The organism is Corynebacterium lubricantis DSM 45231 (genome assembly GCF_000379425.1).
GTDB classification, from domain to species: Bacteria; Actinomycetota; Actinomycetes; order Mycobacteriales; family Mycobacteriaceae; genus Corynebacterium; species Corynebacterium lubricantis.
Genome location: NZ_KB902204.1, coordinates 150,038 through 168,539 on the forward strand (window position 1 = coordinate 150,038; position 18,502 = coordinate 168,539).

An 18,502-nucleotide genomic window follows, 5' to 3' on the forward strand; every position below is an offset into this window, starting at 1 on the left:
TCGTTTCACGTACACATTAGTCAAGCGAGGAGACGTCACAGTGGCCTTCGAAAATGTTCAGGACATAATCAAATACATCAAGGACGAGGAAATTGAATTCCTCGATGTCCGTTTCACTGATGTCCCCGGTATTGAGCAGCACTTCTCCATGCCAGCTAGCGAATTCGACGAGGATGCCGCTGAGGAAGGCTTGGCATTCGACGGCTCTTCCGTGCGTGGTTTCACCACCATCGACGAGTCCGACATGATGCTCCTGCCTGACCCAAGCACCGCCCGGATCGATCCGTTCCGTTCCACGAAGACGCTGAACATGAAGTTCTTCGTCAACGATCCTTTCACGCGTGAGCCTTTCTCCCGCGACCCTCGCAACGTCGCAGCGAAGGCCGAGGAGTACCTGCAGTCCACCGGCATCGCGGATTCCGCTTCCATGGGCGCCGAGGCCGAGTTCTACATCTTCGACAAGGTGAAGTACTTCGCTGACACCAACAAGGCGTACTACGAGCTTGATTCCGATGAGGGTTGGTGGAACCGCGGCAACGACACCCAGCTCGACGGCACCCCAAACCTGGGCAACCAGACTCGCGTCAAGGGCGGCTACTTCCCTGTTCCTCCTTATGACAAGACCATGGAGCTTCGCGACGCAATGGCGAAGAACCTGCGCGACGCTGGCTTCCACCTGGAGCGCTTCCACCACGAGGTGGGCACCGGCGGCCAGAACGAGATCAACTACCGCTTCAACTCGCTCTTGGCAGCGGCGGATGATCTGCAGTCGTTCAAGTACATCATCAAGAACACCGCTGCACAGCACGGCAAGGTAGCAACCTTCATGCCGAAGCCACTTGCAGGCGACAACGGCTCGGGCATGCACGTCCACCAGTCTCTGTGGAAGGACGGTGAGCCACTGTTCTACGACGAGTCCGGCTATGGCGGCCTGTCTGACATTGCTCGCTATTACATCGGCGGCATCCTGCACCACGCTGGCGCTGTGCTCGCGTTCACCAACCCCACCCTGAACTCCTACCACCGTCTGGTGAAGGGCTTCGAGGCTCCGATCAACCTGGTGTACTCGCAGCGTAACCGCTCGGCTGCCGTGCGTATCCCAATTACCGGCTCCAACCCGAAGGCAAAGCGCATTGAGTTCCGTGCGCCGGACCCATCAGGCAACCCATACCTGGGCTTCTCTGCAATGCTCATGGCTGGCCTGGACGGTATCAAGAACCGCATCGAGCCACACGCTCCAGTGGACAAGGACCTCTACGAGCTGCCTCCTGAGGAAGCTAAGTCCATCCCGCAGGCACCAACCTCCCTCGAGGCTTCGCTGGCTGCTCTCGAGGCAGACCACGAGTTCCTCACCGAAGGCGACGTGTTCACCGAGGACCTGATCGAGACTTACATCAACCTCAAGTACGAAAACGAGATCCAGCCTTCTCGCGTACGCCCAACTCCTCACGAGTTCGAGCTGTACTTCGACGTCTAAATAGCGCCAGAAGCCAAAAGTAAACCCCGAAGAGAATTCTTCGGGGTTTACTTATCCCCGCACCGCGTTGATATCCACCGCAAAGCCCGCAACCTGGGCGTTCGAACCGAACTGCCACATCACAGGACTTTGCCCACCGACCCGGCGCGACCACACGCCAGCCGAATCGCCGCGATAGATTTCTGCAGGCGTGCCCGGGATATCCAGGCCATAGTTAGCCAGCCACAGCGAGCCGAATTCACGCGAGTCTGGGTTGCCCATGCGCCAGCGCCAATACCGGGCATACGTGTACACACCTGACACCGGCACCCCGCGCGATCGGTACTCCGACACAGCAGCGCGGACATCAGCAACAGACAAACCCGCCGGGGTCTCGCAATCGATCCAGATCGGCACCACATTAGCGCCCATCACGGAGACGGAAGCCGACACCTGTTCAGCAACCGTGGTGCCCTCCGAAGGGCTGCGCAGATAGTGATAGGCCGCGACGTCGAGACCTGCGGAGAGGGCGTCGTCGATATGCGAGCGATACGTGCGATCCCTGTACGTGCCGTCGGTGGTGCGCACCACCGCGAACCGGATGCCCTCGGCGGCCGCGCGCACGAGCGACATGCCGTCCTGGTGCTCGCTGACATCAACGCCGAAGCTTATTACATGTCCCATACCGCGAAGCAGACGGCACAGGCCGAATCACCGACGGCCACGGTGGCCGATTCGTGGACCTCGCGTGGCGAGGGATGATCCGGCAGATCGGCCAGGTATTCCTTGTGCGCGGCCAGCGAGGCGATGCCCTTGTCAAAGGCCTCTCCCTCAACATTGACATAATGCGTCGGCTCCGCGGCACCGCCAACGAGGAACTTCGTGGCCTTATGCGGCTCGCCGAGTTCCGGGAAGAGCCAGCGGTTGTCGGCGTCGCGGATGGCGTCGCCCGTGGCCTCGCCGGTGATGCGGTGATCGATGTGGTTGATGCCCCACGGTGCCTGCCACGCGAAATTGGAGGTTACTACCCAGTCCGGCTTCCGCTCGCGGATCACACCAGCAATCGCGCGGCGCACGGCAACACCCGGTTCCATCTGTCCGTCCGGGAAATCAAGAATTGTCAGAGACGAAACCCCGACGATGTCGCAGGCGGCCTGCTGCTCCGCCGCGCGAAGTGGAGCCACAACCTCGGGAGGCCGCTTCATTCCGGCCTCACCGGCGGTCATGAGCAGGTAATCCACCTGGATGCCTTGTGCGGTCCACGCGGCAACGGCGGCAGAAATGCCATATTCCAGGTCGTCGGGGTGGGCAACGACGCACAGGATGCGCTCGACGCCAGTAGTGTCTAATTTCTCAGCCATGGCCCCACAATAGCCAGAAAATAATTAATTCCGCTTGGTAAAGCCCAGCCGCGGGGTGAACTGCTGCGGGTGCTTGCGCTGAGCTGCAGCATCGGCGATGATCAGGCGCCACTTCGGGTCTTTAACCGGCATGTGCGCGATGGAATACCAGCCCACCTCGACGTTTTCCTCGTCGCCGACTACGGGATCGAGCGTAGGATCGTCGGCCTCGAGGCGCACGGCGATGGACATGTAGCTGGCATGGTCGCCGTTGACATGGACGACGGGACCGACGGTGCCCACCCCCAGGAGTGCGGCAGGGGTGACATGGAGTCCGGTTTCTTCCAGAACTTCACGACGAGCCGCGTCGTGCGCCTCCACGCCCGGGTCACAAATGCCGGTCACTGGAGTCCATGCCCCGTTGTCGGCGCGCTTGACTAACAACACCTCGGGCACGGCCCACGGCGAATCGTCCGTGGAGTCGCGGAGCACAACGGCAGACACTGCCGGGATCCACATGGGGTCGTGGCCAATCTTTTTTCGCGTTTCGACGATGAACTCTGGGGTAGCCATGATCCACACTCTAGCGCGCCTCCTCCGCTACCCTGTGGGATACCTCCCGAAAGCATCAACGAGACGATTGACAAGAAGGAATACGAGCATGTCCCACACTCCCCGCCAGAACCCCTTTGGCGAATACAAGCCAGGCGAGGAACCTTCATCGCAAGAGAGCTCGTCTCAGGGCAGTTCTGTAGGTGTGGTGTTTGTTGCTATCGCGGTGATCGTGATCGCGGTTGTCGTCGCGGGTCTTGCTGTGTGGTTTTTCCAGGACCGTGGTTCAGGAACATCGGCAGATCCGACGCGCCCCACAAACCCAGTCCCCACCCCAACTACAACCACGAGCACAACCACGAGTGCTCGATCCACCTCGAATCTCACCGGCGATGCCCGCCCCGATGATTCCACGGGCACACCGGTTGATTCCTTCATCATGTACATCGAATTGCCCCCTGCGATGGCCGAGGCGTTGGATCCGGAGTATTTCGCCGATGCAACGCTGACGAAGTTCACCTCGTCTTACTTCGAGGGCAAAGAATATGCCGTGGACGCGGTGATGACACCTACCTCGCTCGACGATCCTGAGGGGTTGGTTAACACGGTCAACGCGATGACTACGCAGTGGTGTTTCAACGGTTTCGACGCCGCTGGCATGCAAGCCCGGGACACGAGGATCACCATAAAATCTGCCTGCGAGGAGGAAGCGAACACCGCAGAATTTGCCTCCGTGATTGAAGCTTTGCAGGACTTCGCTCCGCATGAAATCCGCCAGTCAACCGACCCTGCAGGCGGCTACGACGCTTACTTCTTTGATGCCACCGAGTCCGACCTCGCCGATCTGCGCGCAGTCCCAGGAGTAGACATCCGGGCGTACGTCGCTCAGGGCAACTCCGAGATCGTGGAATATGCGGTGACCCCGGATGGCCTTGAGCGGACTGCCGATAACCTAGGATAAGAAAGCGTGACGAGCACTTCTTCCAACAGCCGCTTCAAGGTTCCCGCACCTGTGTACTATCTCGGTGTCGCGGTGTTGCTCATCGCCGCGATTACTGCGATCGTGCTGCTGGCACGCCACGAGGCCGACGCCTATAACCGCCCCGGCGTCACCTACGGGAAAGAACCCCCAGCTCCAGACTTCAACGGCGACCCGGCTCCGGCCCAAGCCCAGGTCCAACCCTGGCTGATTGATGGCGCAGTGGTTACCGATACCCACTCCGGCCTCGAGCTCACGGGCACACTCACCCCGGATGCCGAGCTCAACCCGAACACCGCAACGTCGCATATTAATGCGCTGCTCGCCGATCATTGCCTGAACACGGTGTCGTTGCAGACGCAGGACAACATGCAGTTCGACCTGTTCGGATTCTGCCACTCCAGTATGGATCCGGCGGCAATGAGCGCACTGTATAGTGCAGCGCTTAACGACGACGCCGACGCCGTCACCGTGCTGGACTTCCCGGGAGAAGCACGCCAGACTCGCGCCGAGTTCGTGTGGTTTACCGACTCGACAGCCGAGCAAAAGGCCATCGTGGATTCCTGGGATTCACTCTCCCAGACGCTGCCGAAGCTCCGGCTCATCACACTGACGGCATACGGACCGGACGGGGCGCAGACGCGCGATTTGTGGTCCCGCGTCTAACTTTTCAGTTACCAGCCCTGTTCGTTCCAGGCGACATCGGGAACGACTTGATCAATTACTTCAAGAGCCTGGGCCGTGGTGGAAAAGGACATCAGCATGTTCTGTCCTGCATCGGTGGAGCAATCCTCCACTGCGGTGCCCGCCTCGGTGCCTGAGACAACACCGATGATGGCAGAGCGCCCATTGACCTCGTTGAACACGGGTCCGCCCGAGTCTCCTTTGGCTGCGCACACCTGGGCAATATCGCCGTGCGTGCGTACTTCATCGCCGGAATCCGCCATCACCACTTGCGTCCGATTCGACTGGGTGAATGCTCCACACGTATACCCCGTCGTTCCACCGGTTTTGCACACTTCGGCGGCGGGATCGCTATTGAGAATCAGGCCGGTCTCGATGGGCTGGCCCACGACTTCCATCTCGCGGTTCGGATCGGTGATCTCGATGATTCCGATGTCTGTGCCCATCTCGTTGCCCGCGGCGAGCTCGGTGTACATGCCCGAATAGATGTAGTGGCCCGCCTCGCTGGCGTAGTCCCAGGCGTACATCGCGTTGGTGGGCCACACGAGGTCGCCCTCTTTGCCGCAGTGACCGGCGGTGACTGCATACGAGCGACCGTCTTCACCGGTAAAGCTAAATGCCACGGTGCACGACTGGGCGCTAAACATTTCCCCGGGCTGCGGGTAATGATCCGTGGACTGAATCAGAGTGCCCGGCGCCCACGGCGCTGACACTGGAGTGAGCACGCTGGCGGCATTCGTGTGCAGATCAGTCTGCGAGCCCGGTTCGGGCGGAGCTGCGGCCCCCACATTGGACTCGGGGTTGCTGTTTGCTTGAGCGCCCAGTTCCCCTCCGTATTCGGAAAACCCCAACCAAGCCACGGCAGCGACGGCGAAACTGACCACGACGATCAGGGCCGACCACGTGGCCAGCCCACTATCGTTGCTATCCGAATCAGACGACGGTGTCACGCTCACTGCTGCTCCGCGTCGTCTTCGTGGCTTTCGTTTTCGTCCGCTGCTGCCTCAGCCTCTGCATCAGCCTGGGCCTTTAAATCCCGAATGAACTTCTCCGGGTCAAAGGAGGTGTGATACTCAGGGCCGGCAAATTGCTCTTGTGCCATGCGCTCTCCTTAAATCTTGCCTATTTCACATCTACCGCTGCGATGGAATCGGCGATGAACTGCTTCACCTGCTCGGCATCGTTGGGCAGATCGGTCACGAATCGCTCCGCGTCCATGATCCCGGCGAAGCGTTCCGGTGTGGCGGGTGCTTCCCCGGTTGCTTCGACAATAGTATCCGAGAATTTTACGGGCAGCGCTGTCTCAAGCACTACAATGTCGGTTTCCACAGAGTCCTGCCAGTCGCGAGCCACCTTCACACCGTCGGCGGTGTGCGGGTCGATCATGACATCGAAGTTGTTCTTCGTCTCGCGAATAGTGACCAGACGATCGGCGTGCGTGGACTTGCCGGACAGGAAGCCGTAGGTGTCGCGGACCTTCGCACGGTAGTCCTCTCCTTCCAGGGAGAACCCGCCCTGCTTCACGTCCACACCGAAGTACTGCGCGGTGCGCTCAGCATCGCGGTCGAGTACGTCGAAGATGAAGCGCTCGAAGTTCGACGCCTTCGAAATGTCCATGCTTGGCGACGAGGTCGCCACCGTTTCCGCTGCCGAACGAGGGATGTACTTGCCGTTGGTGAAGAAGTCATTGAGCACGTCGTTCTCGTTGGTAGCCACGATCAGGCGATCGATTGGCAGGCCCATCTGGCGTGCGACGTGGCCGGCGCAGATGTCGCCGAAGTTGCCAGTGGGCACGGAGAAGGACAGCTTTTCGCTGTTGTTCTCGGTGACCCGCAGGTACGTGGAGACGTAGTACACGGTCTGGGCCAACAGGCGTGCCCAGTTGATCGAGTTCACGGCACCGATGCGGTATTGCTTCTTGAACTCGGCGTCGGCGTTGACTTCCTTGACCACGTCCTGGCAGTCGTCGAAGACGCCGTCGAGGGCAATGTTGAAGATGTTCGGATCATCGAGGCCGAACATCTGTGCCTGCTGGAATGGGGTCATGCGCCCGGCTGGGGTGAGCATGAACACGCGGATGCCCTTGCGTCCACGCATGGCGTACTCGGCAGACGAGCCGGTGTCACCGGAGGTGGCGCCAAGGATGTTGATGGTCTCGTCGCGGCGCGCGAGTTCGTACTCGAAGAGCTCGCCAAGCAGCTGCATCGCCATGTCTTTAAACGCCGCGGTCGGTCCGTCGGAGAGGTGAGCGATGAGCAGGTGCTCGTCGATACGCGTCACCGGCACGATGTCTTCGGTTTCGAAGACTGGGGTGCGGTAGGCGCGCGCGGTGATCGCTTCGATGTCGGCGGCCGGGATGTCGTCGATATAGAGCTTGAGAATTTCGGCGGCGAGCGCCGCGTAGCCCTTCTCCGCAAGCAGCGTGCGCCACTGTGTGAGCGTTTCCCCGCTGATCTGCGGGTACTCAACTGGCATGTACAAACCGCCGTCGGGCGCCAAGCCGGACAGCAGGATGTCGGTGAACTTGTACGTCGTGCGGGAGGCATCGCGAGTTGAAATGTAATCCACCACCTACACATTACTGATTCCGCTCGACAATGAGGCATTAAGGCACGGGTGCGCCTCTCCCCCATACAACTTCTGTCTAATTTGGAGGGAGAGAGTAGAGTGACCAGCCATGGCCACACCCGATCCCCGTGAAGTTGTTACGACGAAAGCCCTGACTGTTTGGACAGCTGCCTGCATTGTCTACATTGTGGCCATTCTTGGGCGCACATCTTTCGGTGTGGCCAGTGTGGATGCGATTGATCGCTTCCAGGTCGACGCGTCGCGGATCGCCGTGTTCACTTCGGTGCAGGTGGGTGTCTATGCCCTTTCACAGATCCCGATGGGCCTGCTCATTGACCGCTTCGGTCCGCGCCGCATGTTGGTCGCCGGTGCGCTGATCATGGCGATCGGGCAGATCATGCTTGGTTTCACCACGAATTATTGGGTTGCCATTGCTGCCCGAGTTCTCATCGGTATGGGCGATGCAACCGCCTTCCTGTCGGTGATGCGCATCCTGCCGTACTGGTTCCCACTAAAGAAAACACCGGTGTTCACGCAGCTCACGGCTTCTTTTGGGCAGATCGGCCAGTTCCTGTCCGCCGTGCCGTTCTTGTGGTTGCTCAATACCAGCGGCTGGACCGTTGCCTTTGTCACCCTCGGTGCGATTGGCATCTTGGTCTCGCTGGCGGCGTTTGTGGCGGTGGCGGACGCACCGGAGGATTCCACACCAGTTAAGGCCGAAGAAAAGGCACGCTCCGGGGAAGGACGAGTGTCGTTGGGGCAGGCACTGAAGACAGTGCTGACATCGGCAATCTGTTGGCAAGCCTTCTTCATTCACGGTGTGTCCATGCTCTACGTCAACGTCTTCGCGCTTTTGTGGGGCATGCCACTGATGACACTCGGCATGGGTATCCCCGAGACAACCGCCGGTTTAGTGCTGCTGGCGAATACCATTGCTGCTGTCATCGCGGGCCCCATCATGGGCATTATCTCTGCCCGCGCTGGTAACAAACGCACCAACGTCGTGTTCATCGCAACGCTCATCAACACCGCATCCTGGGTGGTGTTCTTCCTCTCCCCTGATGCACGCGGACTGATTGCGATTGTCGTATTGAACATCATCATGGCGTTTGCAACACCAGCGGCAAACTTTGGCTTCGACCAGATCCGCGAGAAGCTGCCAAACGGCGTTGTGGCCACCGGTACCGGCTTCGGCAACATGGGTGGCTTCCTCGCCGCCATGATCGCAGCCCAGCTCGTGGGCTTTTTGCTGGACTTCTCGTCTAATGGTCAGTCCTACGAGTGGACTGATTTCCGCTTCGCGTGGCTCGCCGTGTTCGCCGTGTGGTTCGTCTACATGATCGGACTGATCACCACGTTCGTGACCATTAAGCGCAAAGCTGCACAGGAGAAGGCAAAGAAAATTGTCATCGTCGACGAGGCTGAACCTCAGCCTCACGACGATGACAAGTAGCGCGGAGTAGTTGCTTACTGATTAGAACGTGGCGGTTCTTGGCGGCCGGTCAAAATATCGATCACGCTGCGGATCGCAGCATCGCCAATGTTCGGTTGCGGAGTGGTCCGGTTGTTGGATTGATCACTGCCTAAGACCGTGACTCCAGGGGTGGTCACGGAGATGGAGAGCTCAGAGCCTTCCAGGGTCAGGGGTGCGCGCTTATCAATGCCTGCTACCTCGGCTGCTTTGACCAAAGCCACGAGGTCGGAGAAGGTTGCGTCGTCGAGGTTGATTGTCATGTTCAGTGCCATGCCCCCATGCTACGACCGCGGTGGGCAGTCGTGCATCGGGGCAAACCCTGAAAACAAACCCTGAAAAACCAGCACAGAACTTATTCGTCGTATTCGTGGCTGGGCTCTTCACCCCAGAACACTTCTTCCACCACGCGGTGGCTACGCCGGGTCACGCGCAGGTAATCCTCGAGGAACTCCTGGTTATTGTGCGGATCGTAGCCCGCGGCACCGGCGACCTGCGCCAGTTGTGGCCCGGGGCTAGGCAGCTGGTCGCTGCGCTTGCCGCGCACAAGCACAAGCGCGTTGCGCGCATTCGTGGCCATCAACCAGGCCTCTTCCAAAATGGTGACTTGCTCCGCGCGGATAATGGCGGACGCCTCGTCGGTTTTTAAGAAGTCGAGCACCTCGAGCGTCGAAGTGTTGTGCAACTGCGGATACTCATGAGCGTGCATCATCGTGATCAGCTGGATCGTCCACTCAATATCTGAGAGTGCACCGCGGCCCAGCTTGGTATGAGTATTCTTATCCGCGCCGCGCGGCAGGCGCTCGTTGTCCACGCGCGCCTTGATCCGACGGACTTCGCGAAGATCCGCATCACTCGCCCCGTTTTCTGGGTAGCGAAATTTATCAATGGTGTGTAAAAATTTCAGGCCCACATCCGGGTCGCCCGCAACATGCGAGGCACGCTGGAGTGCTTGTTTCTCCCAGACCTCTCCCCACTCGGAGTAGTAGCGCTCATAGGAGGCGATGGTCCGGGCGACAGCACCCGAGCGCCCCTCCGGACGCAATCCCAAATCGACCTCAATCGGCGGATCGCCAGAGGGCTTCGCTAAGCGACGACGCATCTGATCAATCATCTTCGTCGCCCAGGTCAGAGCCTCATGCTCGTCAACCCCTTCGACGGGTTCGGCCACAATCATCACGTCGGCATCGGAACCGTAGCCGAGTTCTTGACCACCCAGCCTGCCCATCCCGATCACCGAAATGCGAGCCAAAGGCTCGTCGCGATCCTCGCGTGCGGCAAGGTCGGCGCGAACTTCGGCGAGCAGCGCCGCCTGAAGCACCGCCTCCCACACCCAGGTCAGCTCCATACAGACCTGGCGCACGTCCATAAATCCCAACAGGTCCGCCGAGGCGATGCGCGCGAGTTCGCTGCGACGCAGGGCGCGGGCCACGCTGACGGCCTTGTCCGGATCTTTATGGCGTTTCGACGAGGCGATCAACGCCTTGTACACCTGATCCGGGGCGGCATCGAGCAACTTGGGTTTTTGCGCGCCATCGCCGAGCAGTTTGACTACATCGGGGGCCTTAATAATCAGGTCCGCGGTGTACGGGGAGGTACCCAAAATGTGCATGAGCCGCTGGCCGACCACGCCTTCGTCGCGAAGCATGCGCAGGAACCACGTGCGATCGAAAGCCGCATCGGACAGCTTGCGGTAATTGAGCAGGCCGGCGTCGGGATCGGCTGTCTCCGAGAGCCATTCCATGAGTGTGGGCAGCAGGATCGCCTGCAGCTTGGCCTTGCGCGAAGAGCCCTTCGCCAACGCGGTGAGGTGCTCGAAGGCGCGCTCGGGGTGCTTGTAACCCAGCGCAGAGAGCTGCAGTTTCGCGGCCTCCGGTGTGAGATTGACCTCGCCGTCGGTAAACGTAACCACGGAATTGAGCAGCGGGCGGTAAAACAGCTTCGCGTGCAAATTCGACACCACGTGGCGCACTCCGCGCAGCTCGCTTTGGAGCTTTTCCACCGCGGATTTTTCCATCGAGGAGGTCAGCCCGATCGTCGAGGCCAACCATTTCAGGTTCTGGGTATCGTCCGCCGCGGGCAGCGTGTGGGTACGCTTGAAACGGTGCAGCTGCAGGCGGTGCTCGAGCAGGCGCAGGAACTCGTAGGTGTTGATCAGGTTCGCAGCGTCTTCTCGTCCGACATAGCCGCCGAGGCTCAGCGCCCGCAGCGCCCTGACGGTGTTCAACACACGCAGCGATGTATCCACGCGACCGTGCACCAATTGGAGGAGCTGCACGGCAAATTCGACATCACGCAGGCCGCCGTTGCCCAGCTTGAGCTCGCGGTCGCGCATATCCTGCGGCACCGTTTCTAGTACTCGGCGGCGCATGGCCTGAATGTCGTCGACGAAGCTTTCGCGCTGGCTAGCTTCCCAGACCATCGGGTCGATGCGTTCTTTATATTCGCGTGCCAAAGGCAGGTGCCCGGTCATGGGGCGGGATTTCAGAAGGGCCTGAAATTCCCAGGTTTCGGCCCAGCGCTTGTAATAGGTTTCGTGCGAATCGACGGTGCGCACGAGCGCGCCGGACTTGCCCTCGGGGCGCAGGTTCGCATCCACTTCGAAGAAACACGCCGATCCGATGCGGTTGAAGTCGCTGGCAAGACGTGTCGCCTTCGAGGTGGCGGGCTCGGCAATGAAGATGACATCCACATCCGAGATGTAATTGAGTTCCTGGGCCGCGCATTTGCCCATCGCCATGACGGCCAGCTGGGTATCCATTTCCTCGTCGCCGTAGACCTGGCGCACCGCAACCGAAAGCGCGGCGGTCAGCGCCGCGTCGGCGCAGTCGGTGAGAAGACCCGTGACCTTAGTAAATTCCAGTTTTGGTTCGTCTGCCCCGAAGCCCTTGCGCGCGGCGAAGGTCCCGGCCAGGTCAGCTGCGGCGATGCGCATCATCAGGGTGCGGTAGGCCCCGCGCAGCGCCACCTTGGCGTCCTTGCCCTCAATCCCGGCGCGGTACGTGCCCGCCCGATCGAGCTCGGGTGTGCCCACGCACCACGGCTCCGGCACGGCGCTTACCGACGAGAGCATGGCCTGGTAAATCTCTGCCGTACTCAGTCCAGGTTTCTCAAATTCGCGCCATAATTCTGGGTGGGCAACCAGGTGATCTCCCAGTGCTGTCGAGCCACCAAGCAACGCGAAGAAGCGCGTGCGCAGCGTCGAGTTCTCCTGCAGTTCCGCGCGCAGTTCGCTATATCCGGCTCCCGAGCCCTCAACACTGTCCAGATTCATCTTCAGACGCCTGGCCGCATTCAGCGCCAAGTCCGGATCACCCGAACCCGCCAGAGTGTAGAGCAGCTCTTCGGTATCGAAGCCGAGCTCGACAATATCTGTGGAGGCATGTTCGCTTCTCAGGCCCAGGCTGGCCGCCGAAGGCAGTGTCGCGCGCGTCATGGTAGCTCCTTAACAATCAAGCTAAAAGTCAAGATTTCGATCAATCTCCCACGGGGTGATTTGCTCGGTGTAGTCGTGCCATTCGTTCCACTTCGAGCGCAGGAAGAATTCGAAGACCTGCTCGCCTAGCACCTCGGCCATGAATTCGGACTTCTCCATCAGGCGCAGCGCCTCGTCGAGCGAGGTCGGCAGGTCGCGGTACCCGAGTGCGCGGCGCTCGCGGCGAGTCAGCGCGAACACATCGTCTTCGGCTGGCTCCCCCAGCACGTATTCCTCGCGAATACCACGCAGGCCAGCGGCAAGCACGACGGCGAATCCGAGATAGGGATTGACGGCCGAGTCGAGGGAGCGGACCTCAATTCGTCGTGAAGCTTCCTTGTTCAGGCGGTACGTGGGCACGCGCACGAGCGCCGAGCGATTCGAAATTCCCCAGGTCACCGCCGTCGGTGCCTCGGCGCCGAACTGGAGGCGTTTGTAGGAATTGACCCACTGGTTTGTCACCGCGGAGATCTCCGGGGCATGCTCCAAGATGCCGGCGATGAACTGCTTGCCGGTTGTCGACAGCGCGATCTCGTTGTCTGGGTCGTGGAAGGCGTTGGTGTCGCCCTCGAAGAGCGAGAAGTGCGTGTGCATCGCCGAACCCGCATGCTCCTTAAACGGCTTCGGCATAAACGTGGCCTGGACGCCGTTGGAGGCGGCGACGTTTTTGATCAGGTAGCGAAAGGTCATCACGTTGTCGGCCATGGAGAGCACGTCGGAGTAGCGCAGGTCGATCTCTTGCTGCCCCGGGGAGGCCTCGTGGTGGGAGAATTCGGTGGCGATGCCCATAAATTCCAGGGCGAGCATCGCCTCACGACGAAAAGTCGGCGCGGAATTAAAGGTCGCCTGATCAAAGTAGGCACCGTTATCGGTGGGCGAATGATGCTGGTCACGCTCGAGGACGTAGAACTCGATCTCGGGAGCGGCCATACACGTAAACCCCTCGTCGCCCGCTTTGGTGACCTGGCGGCGCAGCACGTCGCGCGGGTCGGCGTAGGCAGGACTACCGTCAGGGGTGGTGATGTCGCAGAACATGCGCGCTGTTTGCAGGTTCGGGTCGTCGCTATCAAAGGGCAGGATCCGGAACGTCGACGGGTCGGGCAGCAACAAGGTGTCGGACTCGGAGATCCGCGAGAAGCCCTCAATGGAGGAACCATCGAACCCGGCGCCCTCTTCAAAGGCCCCTTCGAGCTCGGAGGGGCTCATCATGATCGACTTCAATGCACCGGAAATATCCGTGAACCATAACCGAATGAACCGGATGCCACGTTCTTCAACGGAGCTGAGCACAAATTCTTGTTGGCTGTTCATACTCTAAACTGTAGCGGGAATGCAGCAGTAGAATTAAGAAAATCAGACCCGCGTGGCCAAACGCCCGCTCACTTGTCCGATCTTTAGTGCCAGGAGGCCAAGACGTGTCCACCCCGAGCTTTCTCGAAGTAGAAGCGAAGTTTTCTGTCGACGAAACGACTCCCACCCCAGATCTCACCGCATTGAAAGCCGTGGACCATATTGCCTCGACCACTGAGCATCATCTCTCGGCGATTTACTATGACACCCGCGATCTGCGCCTGACCCGCGCGAAGGTGACCCTGCGTCGTCGCACCGGCGGCAAGGATGATGGCTGGCACTTGAAGCTCCCCGCCACCCAGGGCCGCCTCGAGCTCTCCGCGGAGTTGACTGACCCTGCAACCATCCCCGACGAGCTGCTCTCGCAGATCCGGGCGATTGTGCGCGAGCAGCCCCTTGAGCCCATCGCGCAGGTAGATAACCACCGCACCGAATCGGCGCTTGCCAGCGCTAGCGAGTACGGCGAGGAAAAGGTTGTGGCCGAGTTCTGCGACGACCGCGTTACCGCTTGGTCGTTGCTTCCCGGCGGCGAGCGCACCTCCTGGCGCGAATGGGAAGTTGAGCTTGCCGGGGATCTGGCTGGTACCGATGACGGTTCCGAGCTGATCCGCCAGGCCACCACTTATCTCATTGCTCATGGTGCGCGCGTGTCGTCGTCGCCAAGCAAGCTCGTCTCGGCGCTGGGCCACACGCAGGACGAGGCACCGCTGCCACCGCATCTGGCCGGCGAGACCCTGGACTTCGATCATCCGGCGCACGCCGTCGTTGAGGCGCTGAAGGGCAACCGTGACTCGCTGATTAGCTGGGATCCGAAGGTCCGCCGCGACGAGTGGGATTCCGTGCACCAGATGCGCGTAGCCACCCGCGAACTGCGCAGCCACCTGGAAACCTTCGAGGGCATCTTGGTCTCGGATAATCTCGCGCGGATTTCCACTGAGCTTAAGGAACTCGCCAGCATCTTAGGCACAGCGCGCGACGCAGAGGTTGTCGAAGAGCGCTTCCAGGACCTGCTGGAATCGGATGTCACGGGTCTTGTCGACGAGACTGCGGCCTCCCATATCCGCGGCGATATGCGCGCCGAATACGAGGCCGCACACGCGAAGATCGTCGAGGCGCTGAACTCGAAGCGCTACCTTGAACTACTCAACGATATCGACGAGCTCATCGCGCATCCTCCTGTGGAGACGCAGCAGGACGCGGAGCAGGCAGAGGCTGCGACCCCGCCGGCGGATGTGCTCTACGACCACCTGGCCGAGGCCTACAAGAAGCTGATGAAGCGTCACCAGCGCGTGGTGGATTTCTACAACGATCCGGAGCTTTCCCTGCACGAGCGCGAGGATTATGTCCACGACATGCGCAAGACCGCGAAGAAACTGCGCTACGCCGCCGAGGCGGTCGGTGAGGCATCGAAGCTGAAGACCACGAAGCTGGCTCGCTCCTGCAAGAAGCTGCAGTCGCTGCTGGGCGATTTCCAGGATGCTGTCACCGCACGCGAGCGCCTGCATGATTTCTCCGAAGCAGCTCGCGAGCGCGGCGAGGACACCTTCGCCTACGGCATGTTGTACCAGGTAGAAATGGATAACGCCGCCGCATCCCTCAAGGGATACGACGACGTGGTTTCGGATATTAAGTTCGGTTTTGCCAAGCTGAAGAAGAAGCGCCGCTAGCTACTTCTCGTCTTTTTCCCAGGAGGCCGGCTCACCCCAGTTGTCATCGGCTTCCTCAGCTCGGTCTGCTGCCGCATTGCGCTTGTTCGCAATGGACAGGGCTTCGGCGGCTTCCTCGGCGGTGTCGTAGGGGCCCATCCGGTCGTCCCAGCCTGCATGTTTGCCCTGGCTTACTTCACCGCTGGAAGGGCTGTAGTAGAACTTGTCATCGGACACAGTCTTGTTCCTCCTTGTTCAATTAGGTGCAGGCCATCCTACTCCCATCGTTGGTAGTCTTGTTATATCCTCAAGAGTTTTGAAGTCGAAAGGTTGGTCAATCTCAATGCCATTGTGGACCACTCCAGATACCCCACCAGCCGATCGAGTCCGCGAGTCCCACGAGCGCATCACTGGTTCGAGCCCAGTGCACATCGCAGACGCACCAGCCACCTGGGTACTGATCGGGGAAAATGTTGACTACTACGGTGGTGTCACCATTGTTGGTTTAACCCAGCTGCGCGCCGCGGTGGCGTTTTCTTCGCGTGACGACGATAGCGTGCACGTCACCTTCCGCACCGCCGAAGTCGACGAAGCAGGCGGCCAACATGTCCGCGAGGTCGTCGGCGAGGCCTCCCTGGCCTCTATCAACGATGCCGCGCCTGGCTTAGGCACGCGCTATGCGGGTATTGTGCACAACCTGATCTCACGGCAGATGCTCTCGCGGGAGACCACCGGGATGGACATCACGGTGGAATCTGACATTCCTATCGGTTCCGGTATGGGTGCCATGTACGCCGCCGATGTGGCCCTTGCCCTGGCGCTGCTGGCTGATCATGAAGATATTAATGAAGCACCGCTGCGCACGCGCATCGCTGAGTTGTGTTCCCAGGCCGTAGATACCTATTCCACGATGCCCGTGCTGCGCGCCCGCCACACCGCTGCCCTGCGCGGCGTTGGTGAGACCGTGTCCGTGGTGGACTACGCCGATGGGTCGGTCACCCAGGCGCCGCACCCGCTGCGCTCGGGGGTGGACATCTTCTCGGTGGCTAAGGATCTCGGCGAGCCAGATGCCTCGCAGGCCGAGTTGATCGCACGGCGTCGCAAGTTTATCGACGCGGCGACGCACAACTTCGGCACCGAGTCGCTGCGTTCAATCCCGGATGCCCCGGCGCGCGTGGTGGAGTGGTTGCAGGCTATCCACCAGGTCCGCGGCACCGACGGCACACCCACCGAGGAGCAGGCGCACGATTGGATGCTGTTTAGCGAAAATGAAACGCTGCGCGCCCTGGCTGTGGCGAAGGCGTTGCGCTCGCGTCGCCAGAACGATCTCTTTCACCTGTTGAACACCCCGCACGATACGCACGGGCTGGACACCCCGAATGAGCTGGTGAAACTGCTCAACCTGCGCGGTGCGCGTGCGGCGCGACCAGCTGCGGCTGGCATGAGCCAGGCAGTGGTCGCCTTCGTGCCTGTGCCGCACACGCAGAATTTCGTCGCCGATCTTGTCGACGACGGCTTTTACGTTTTACCTGTGCTCCAGGGCGAGGTCGCCCGCGTGGTGAGCTAGTCTGCGGGCCACGCGAAGGCGACTTCGCGGGTCTGCACGTCTGCGCGCACAAGCGAGAAGTTGGTTTCAATCCCTTCTTCCGGAGTACCCAGGGATTGCCCCAGCACAGGCGGCTCGATGATGAAGATGCGCGACTGAGCGGACTCCGGATTCGTCTGCAGCACCACACCGTCAAAGTTTTGCCCCAACCACGGCGCGAGCACTGTGGCCTCCGTGAGATTGAGGCATGCCCGATCCACCGAATTCGCCAGTGGAGAGGTCCGCCCCATGGATTTCACCACGGCAGGCGCGCCCTCTGTTACCCAGCTGGGCACTTCGTAGCCACCGGAAATAGCGAGGCACACCTCGGTGGCATAGCGGTCGATCAGGCGGCGCAGCGGTGCCGTGACGTGTGAGTAATACCCGCCGATGCCGGCGTGGACCTCAGGATCCTTTTCAGGAAGCGCAACATAGCCCGCACCGCGCAGGAGCTTTTGGGCTTCTCGTTGTACTGCCATGCCACGCGGGGTGTCTGGATTGACCACCGAAAGGAATTCGCCGATGGGCATGTCCGCATCAAACGCGAAGCCTAGAGCATGGACCTCGTCGCGGAAGACCTTTTCGGATTCCTCGGTGGCGGGCCGCAGGGTGCGCAAGAAACCAGTGTCTGCCGATTCCATCATCTGACCGGCCGCCATGCCGGTGAGCAGGGAGATCTCCGAGTTGTAATCCATGATCGGGTGGCGCGGTTCGATCTGTAGCTCGTAGCGGCCGTCCTCGAGTTCTTCCACGCGCACCGACGGCAGGCGCAGGTTGATCGCGTGCCGGCGCAGCGAAGATTCCTGGCGTAGCTTCCCCACCGCGGGCAAGTGCTCGATAGACGGGTGCATGCGCCCGGCGTCCAGGTCGGCCTGCACACCGTCGTAATCCAGCCTGGCTACCGAGTGCACCAATGCGCGCTCGAGGTGGACGTTGTCGACCTCGCCGGCCTCATCCAAGTCGAAGGTCCACAACACCGCCGGGCGATCCACGTCAGGCAGCAGCGAGGCGGAGCCTTCCGAGAGTTCCTCGGGGTGCAGGCGTGCAGGCTCATCGGGCAGGTAGATGGTTTGCCCGCGGACCAGGGACTCGTCGCTAAGCGCGGAACCTGGCTCAATGAAGGCCGCAACGTCCGCGATGGCGTAGTACACCCGGTAACCGCTGTCTTTTTGCTCGATGCAGACCGCTTGGTCGAGGTCGCGCGATCCCACCGGGTCGATGGTGACCAGCGGAATCTCACGCGCGTCACGACGCTGACCTGCGAACTTGTCCGTTGCGGCGGCCGCCTCCGCGTGGAGCTCGGGCGTAAAGGCGGTGGGGATCTCGAATTCCGCGGCGATCGGCCGGAAATTTAAGGGTGCGGCATAAAGTTTCATAACTGCCAAGTATGGCAAAA

Annotated in this window: 17 protein-coding genes; 6 read left to right on the forward strand and 11 right to left on the reverse strand. The window is 60.7% G+C overall.

Annotation, left to right across the window (positions count from 1 at the left end; all coding sequences use genetic code 11):
* Positions 1-40: 40 nt before the first annotated feature.
* Positions 41-1,477, forward strand: coding sequence for a type I glutamate--ammonia ligase (gene glnA / locus A37O_RS0108740; protein WP_018297130.1), 1,437 nt, complete (start codon positions 41-43; stop codon positions 1,475-1,477).
* Positions 1,478-1,528: 51 nt separating this feature from the next.
* Here glnA and A37O_RS0108745 read toward each other — a convergent pair whose 3' ends face one another.
* From A37O_RS0108745 to A37O_RS0108755, 3 genes are read right to left on the reverse strand one after another with little or no spacing between them, the layout of a single operon-like run.
* Positions 1,529-2,140, reverse strand: coding sequence for a glycoside hydrolase family 25 protein (locus A37O_RS0108745; RefSeq protein ID WP_083912623.1), 612 nt, complete (start codon positions 2,138-2,140; stop codon positions 1,529-1,531).
* A complete protein-coding gene (locus A37O_RS0108750; RefSeq protein WP_018297132.1) occupies positions 2,128-2,817 on the reverse strand; it encodes a PIG-L deacetylase family protein in 690 nt (229 codons plus the stop codon). The genes A37O_RS0108745 and A37O_RS0108750 overlap by 13 nt, the downstream gene beginning before the upstream one ends.
* Positions 2,818-2,841: 24 nt before the next feature.
* Positions 2,842-3,369, reverse strand: a complete 528-nt coding sequence (locus A37O_RS0108755) for an NUDIX hydrolase (RefSeq protein ID WP_026196267.1) — start codon at positions 3,367-3,369, stop codon at positions 2,842-2,844.
* Positions 3,370-3,457: 88 nt separating this feature from the next.
* Between A37O_RS0108755 and A37O_RS0108760 the strand changes: the two genes are divergently transcribed.
* Both A37O_RS0108760 and A37O_RS0108765 read left to right on the forward strand, forming a co-directional pair.
* The gene (locus A37O_RS0108760; RefSeq protein WP_018297134.1) at positions 3,458-4,309 is read left to right on the forward strand and encodes a hypothetical protein; all 852 of its coding nucleotides are present in this window, start codon (positions 3,458-3,460) and stop codon (positions 4,307-4,309) included.
* Positions 4,310-4,315: 6 nt separating this feature from the next.
* Positions 4,316-4,993: a hypothetical protein gene (locus A37O_RS0108765; RefSeq protein WP_018297135.1), complete on the forward strand. Its 678-nt coding sequence runs from the start codon at positions 4,316-4,318 to the stop codon at positions 4,991-4,993.
* Between the two features lie 8 nt (positions 4,994-5,001).
* Here A37O_RS0108765 and A37O_RS0108770 read toward each other — a convergent pair whose 3' ends face one another.
* The 3 genes from A37O_RS0108770 to thrC are packed head-to-tail and all read right to left on the reverse strand — an operon-like array spanning position 5,002 to position 7,579.
* Positions 5,002-5,967, reverse strand: a complete 966-nt coding sequence (locus tag A37O_RS0108770; protein ID WP_018297136.1) for a trypsin-like serine protease — start codon at positions 5,965-5,967, stop codon at positions 5,002-5,004.
* Entirely contained in the window at positions 5,964-6,113 is a 150-nt protein-coding gene (locus A37O_RS16665; protein ID WP_018297137.1) for a hypothetical protein, read from the reverse strand. Before A37O_RS16665 ends, A37O_RS0108770 begins: the two co-directional genes overlap by 4 nt.
* Positions 6,114-6,133: 20 nt before the next feature.
* On the reverse strand, positions 6,134-7,579 hold the full coding sequence (gene thrC, locus A37O_RS0108780; protein WP_018297138.1) for a threonine synthase: 1,446 nt from the start codon (positions 7,577-7,579) through the stop codon (positions 6,134-6,136).
* A gap of 109 nt (positions 7,580-7,688) precedes the next feature.
* Between thrC and A37O_RS0108785 the strand changes: the two genes are divergently transcribed.
* Entirely contained in the window at positions 7,689-9,032 is a 1,344-nt protein-coding gene (locus A37O_RS0108785) for an MFS transporter (protein WP_018297139.1), read from the forward strand.
* 14 nt (positions 9,033-9,046) lie between these two features.
* Here the strand turns inward: A37O_RS0108785 and A37O_RS0108790 are convergent, their stop codons facing one another.
* From A37O_RS0108790 to A37O_RS0108800, 3 genes are all read right to left on the reverse strand, one after another.
* Entirely contained in the window at positions 9,047-9,325 is a 279-nt protein-coding gene (locus A37O_RS0108790; protein WP_018297140.1) for a hypothetical protein, read from the reverse strand.
* 80 nt (positions 9,326-9,405) lie between these two features.
* Positions 9,406-12,486: a bifunctional [glutamine synthetase] adenylyltransferase/[glutamine synthetase]-adenylyl-L-tyrosine phosphorylase gene (locus A37O_RS0108795; protein WP_018297141.1), complete on the reverse strand. Its 3,081-nt coding sequence runs from the start codon at positions 12,484-12,486 to the stop codon at positions 9,406-9,408.
* 21 nt (positions 12,487-12,507) lie between these two features.
* Complete coding sequence (locus A37O_RS0108800) at positions 12,508-13,836, reverse strand: glutamine synthetase family protein (protein WP_018297142.1); 1,329 nt, start codon at positions 13,834-13,836, stop codon at positions 12,508-12,510.
* Between the two features lie 104 nt (positions 13,837-13,940).
* On the opposite strand from A37O_RS0108800, the gene A37O_RS0108805 reads away from it, so the two are divergent.
* A complete protein-coding gene (locus A37O_RS0108805) occupies positions 13,941-15,542 on the forward strand; it encodes a CYTH and CHAD domain-containing protein (protein WP_018297143.1) in 1,602 nt (533 codons plus the stop codon).
* Here A37O_RS0108805 and A37O_RS0108810 read toward each other — a convergent pair whose 3' ends face one another.
* The gene (locus A37O_RS0108810) at positions 15,543-15,758 is read right to left on the reverse strand and encodes a hypothetical protein (RefSeq protein WP_018297144.1); all 216 of its coding nucleotides are present in this window, start codon (positions 15,756-15,758) and stop codon (positions 15,543-15,545) included.
* A gap of 106 nt (positions 15,759-15,864) precedes the next feature.
* Here A37O_RS0108810 and A37O_RS0108815 point away from each other — a divergent pair, with 106 nt between their 5' ends.
* On the forward strand, positions 15,865-17,088 hold the full coding sequence (locus tag A37O_RS0108815) for a galactokinase family protein (RefSeq protein WP_018297145.1): 1,224 nt from the start codon (positions 15,865-15,867) through the stop codon (positions 17,086-17,088).
* Here A37O_RS0108815 and A37O_RS0108820 read toward each other — a convergent pair.
* A complete protein-coding gene (locus tag A37O_RS0108820) occupies positions 17,085-18,482 on the reverse strand; it encodes an RNB domain-containing ribonuclease (protein ID WP_018297146.1) in 1,398 nt (465 codons plus the stop codon). The two genes, A37O_RS0108815 and A37O_RS0108820, sit on opposite strands and share 4 nt — an antisense overlap.
* Positions 18,483-18,502 lie beyond the last annotated feature (20 nt).

Bases quoted from the DNA above. Each gene is read 5' to 3' on its own strand.
- A37O_RS0108745 (WP_083912623.1), bottom strand. From the start codon at position 2,140: ATGGGACATGTAATAAGCTTCGGCGTTGATGTCAGCGAGCACCAGGAC.
- A37O_RS0108750 (WP_018297132.1), bottom strand. From the start codon at position 2,817: ATGGCTGAGAAATTAGACACTACTGGCGTCGAGCGCATCCTGTGCGTC.
- A37O_RS0108755 (WP_026196267.1), bottom strand. From the start codon at position 3,369: ATGGCTACCCCAGAGTTCATCGTCGAAACGCGAAAAAAGATTGGCCAC.
- A37O_RS0108760 (WP_018297134.1), top strand. From the start codon at position 3,458: ATGTCCCACACTCCCCGCCAGAACCCCTTTGGCGAATACAAGCCAGGC.
- A37O_RS16665 (WP_018297137.1), bottom strand. From the start codon at position 6,113: ATGGCACAAGAGCAATTTGCCGGCCCTGAGTATCACACCTCCTTTGAC.
- A37O_RS0108785 (WP_018297139.1), top strand. From the start codon at position 7,689: ATGGCCACACCCGATCCCCGTGAAGTTGTTACGACGAAAGCCCTGACT.
- A37O_RS0108790 (WP_018297140.1), bottom strand. From the start codon at position 9,325: ATGGCACTGAACATGACAATCAACCTCGACGACGCAACCTTCTCCGAC.
- A37O_RS0108795 (WP_018297141.1), bottom strand. From the start codon at position 12,486: ATGACGCGCGCGACACTGCCTTCGGCGGCCAGCCTGGGCCTGAGAAGC.
- A37O_RS0108800 (WP_018297142.1), bottom strand. From the start codon at position 13,836: ATGAACAGCCAACAAGAATTTGTGCTCAGCTCCGTTGAAGAACGTGGC.
- A37O_RS0108815 (WP_018297145.1), top strand. From the start codon at position 15,865: ATGCCATTGTGGACCACTCCAGATACCCCACCAGCCGATCGAGTCCGC.
- A37O_RS0108820 (WP_018297146.1), bottom strand. From the start codon at position 18,482: ATGAAACTTTATGCCGCACCCTTAAATTTCCGGCCGATCGCCGCGGAA.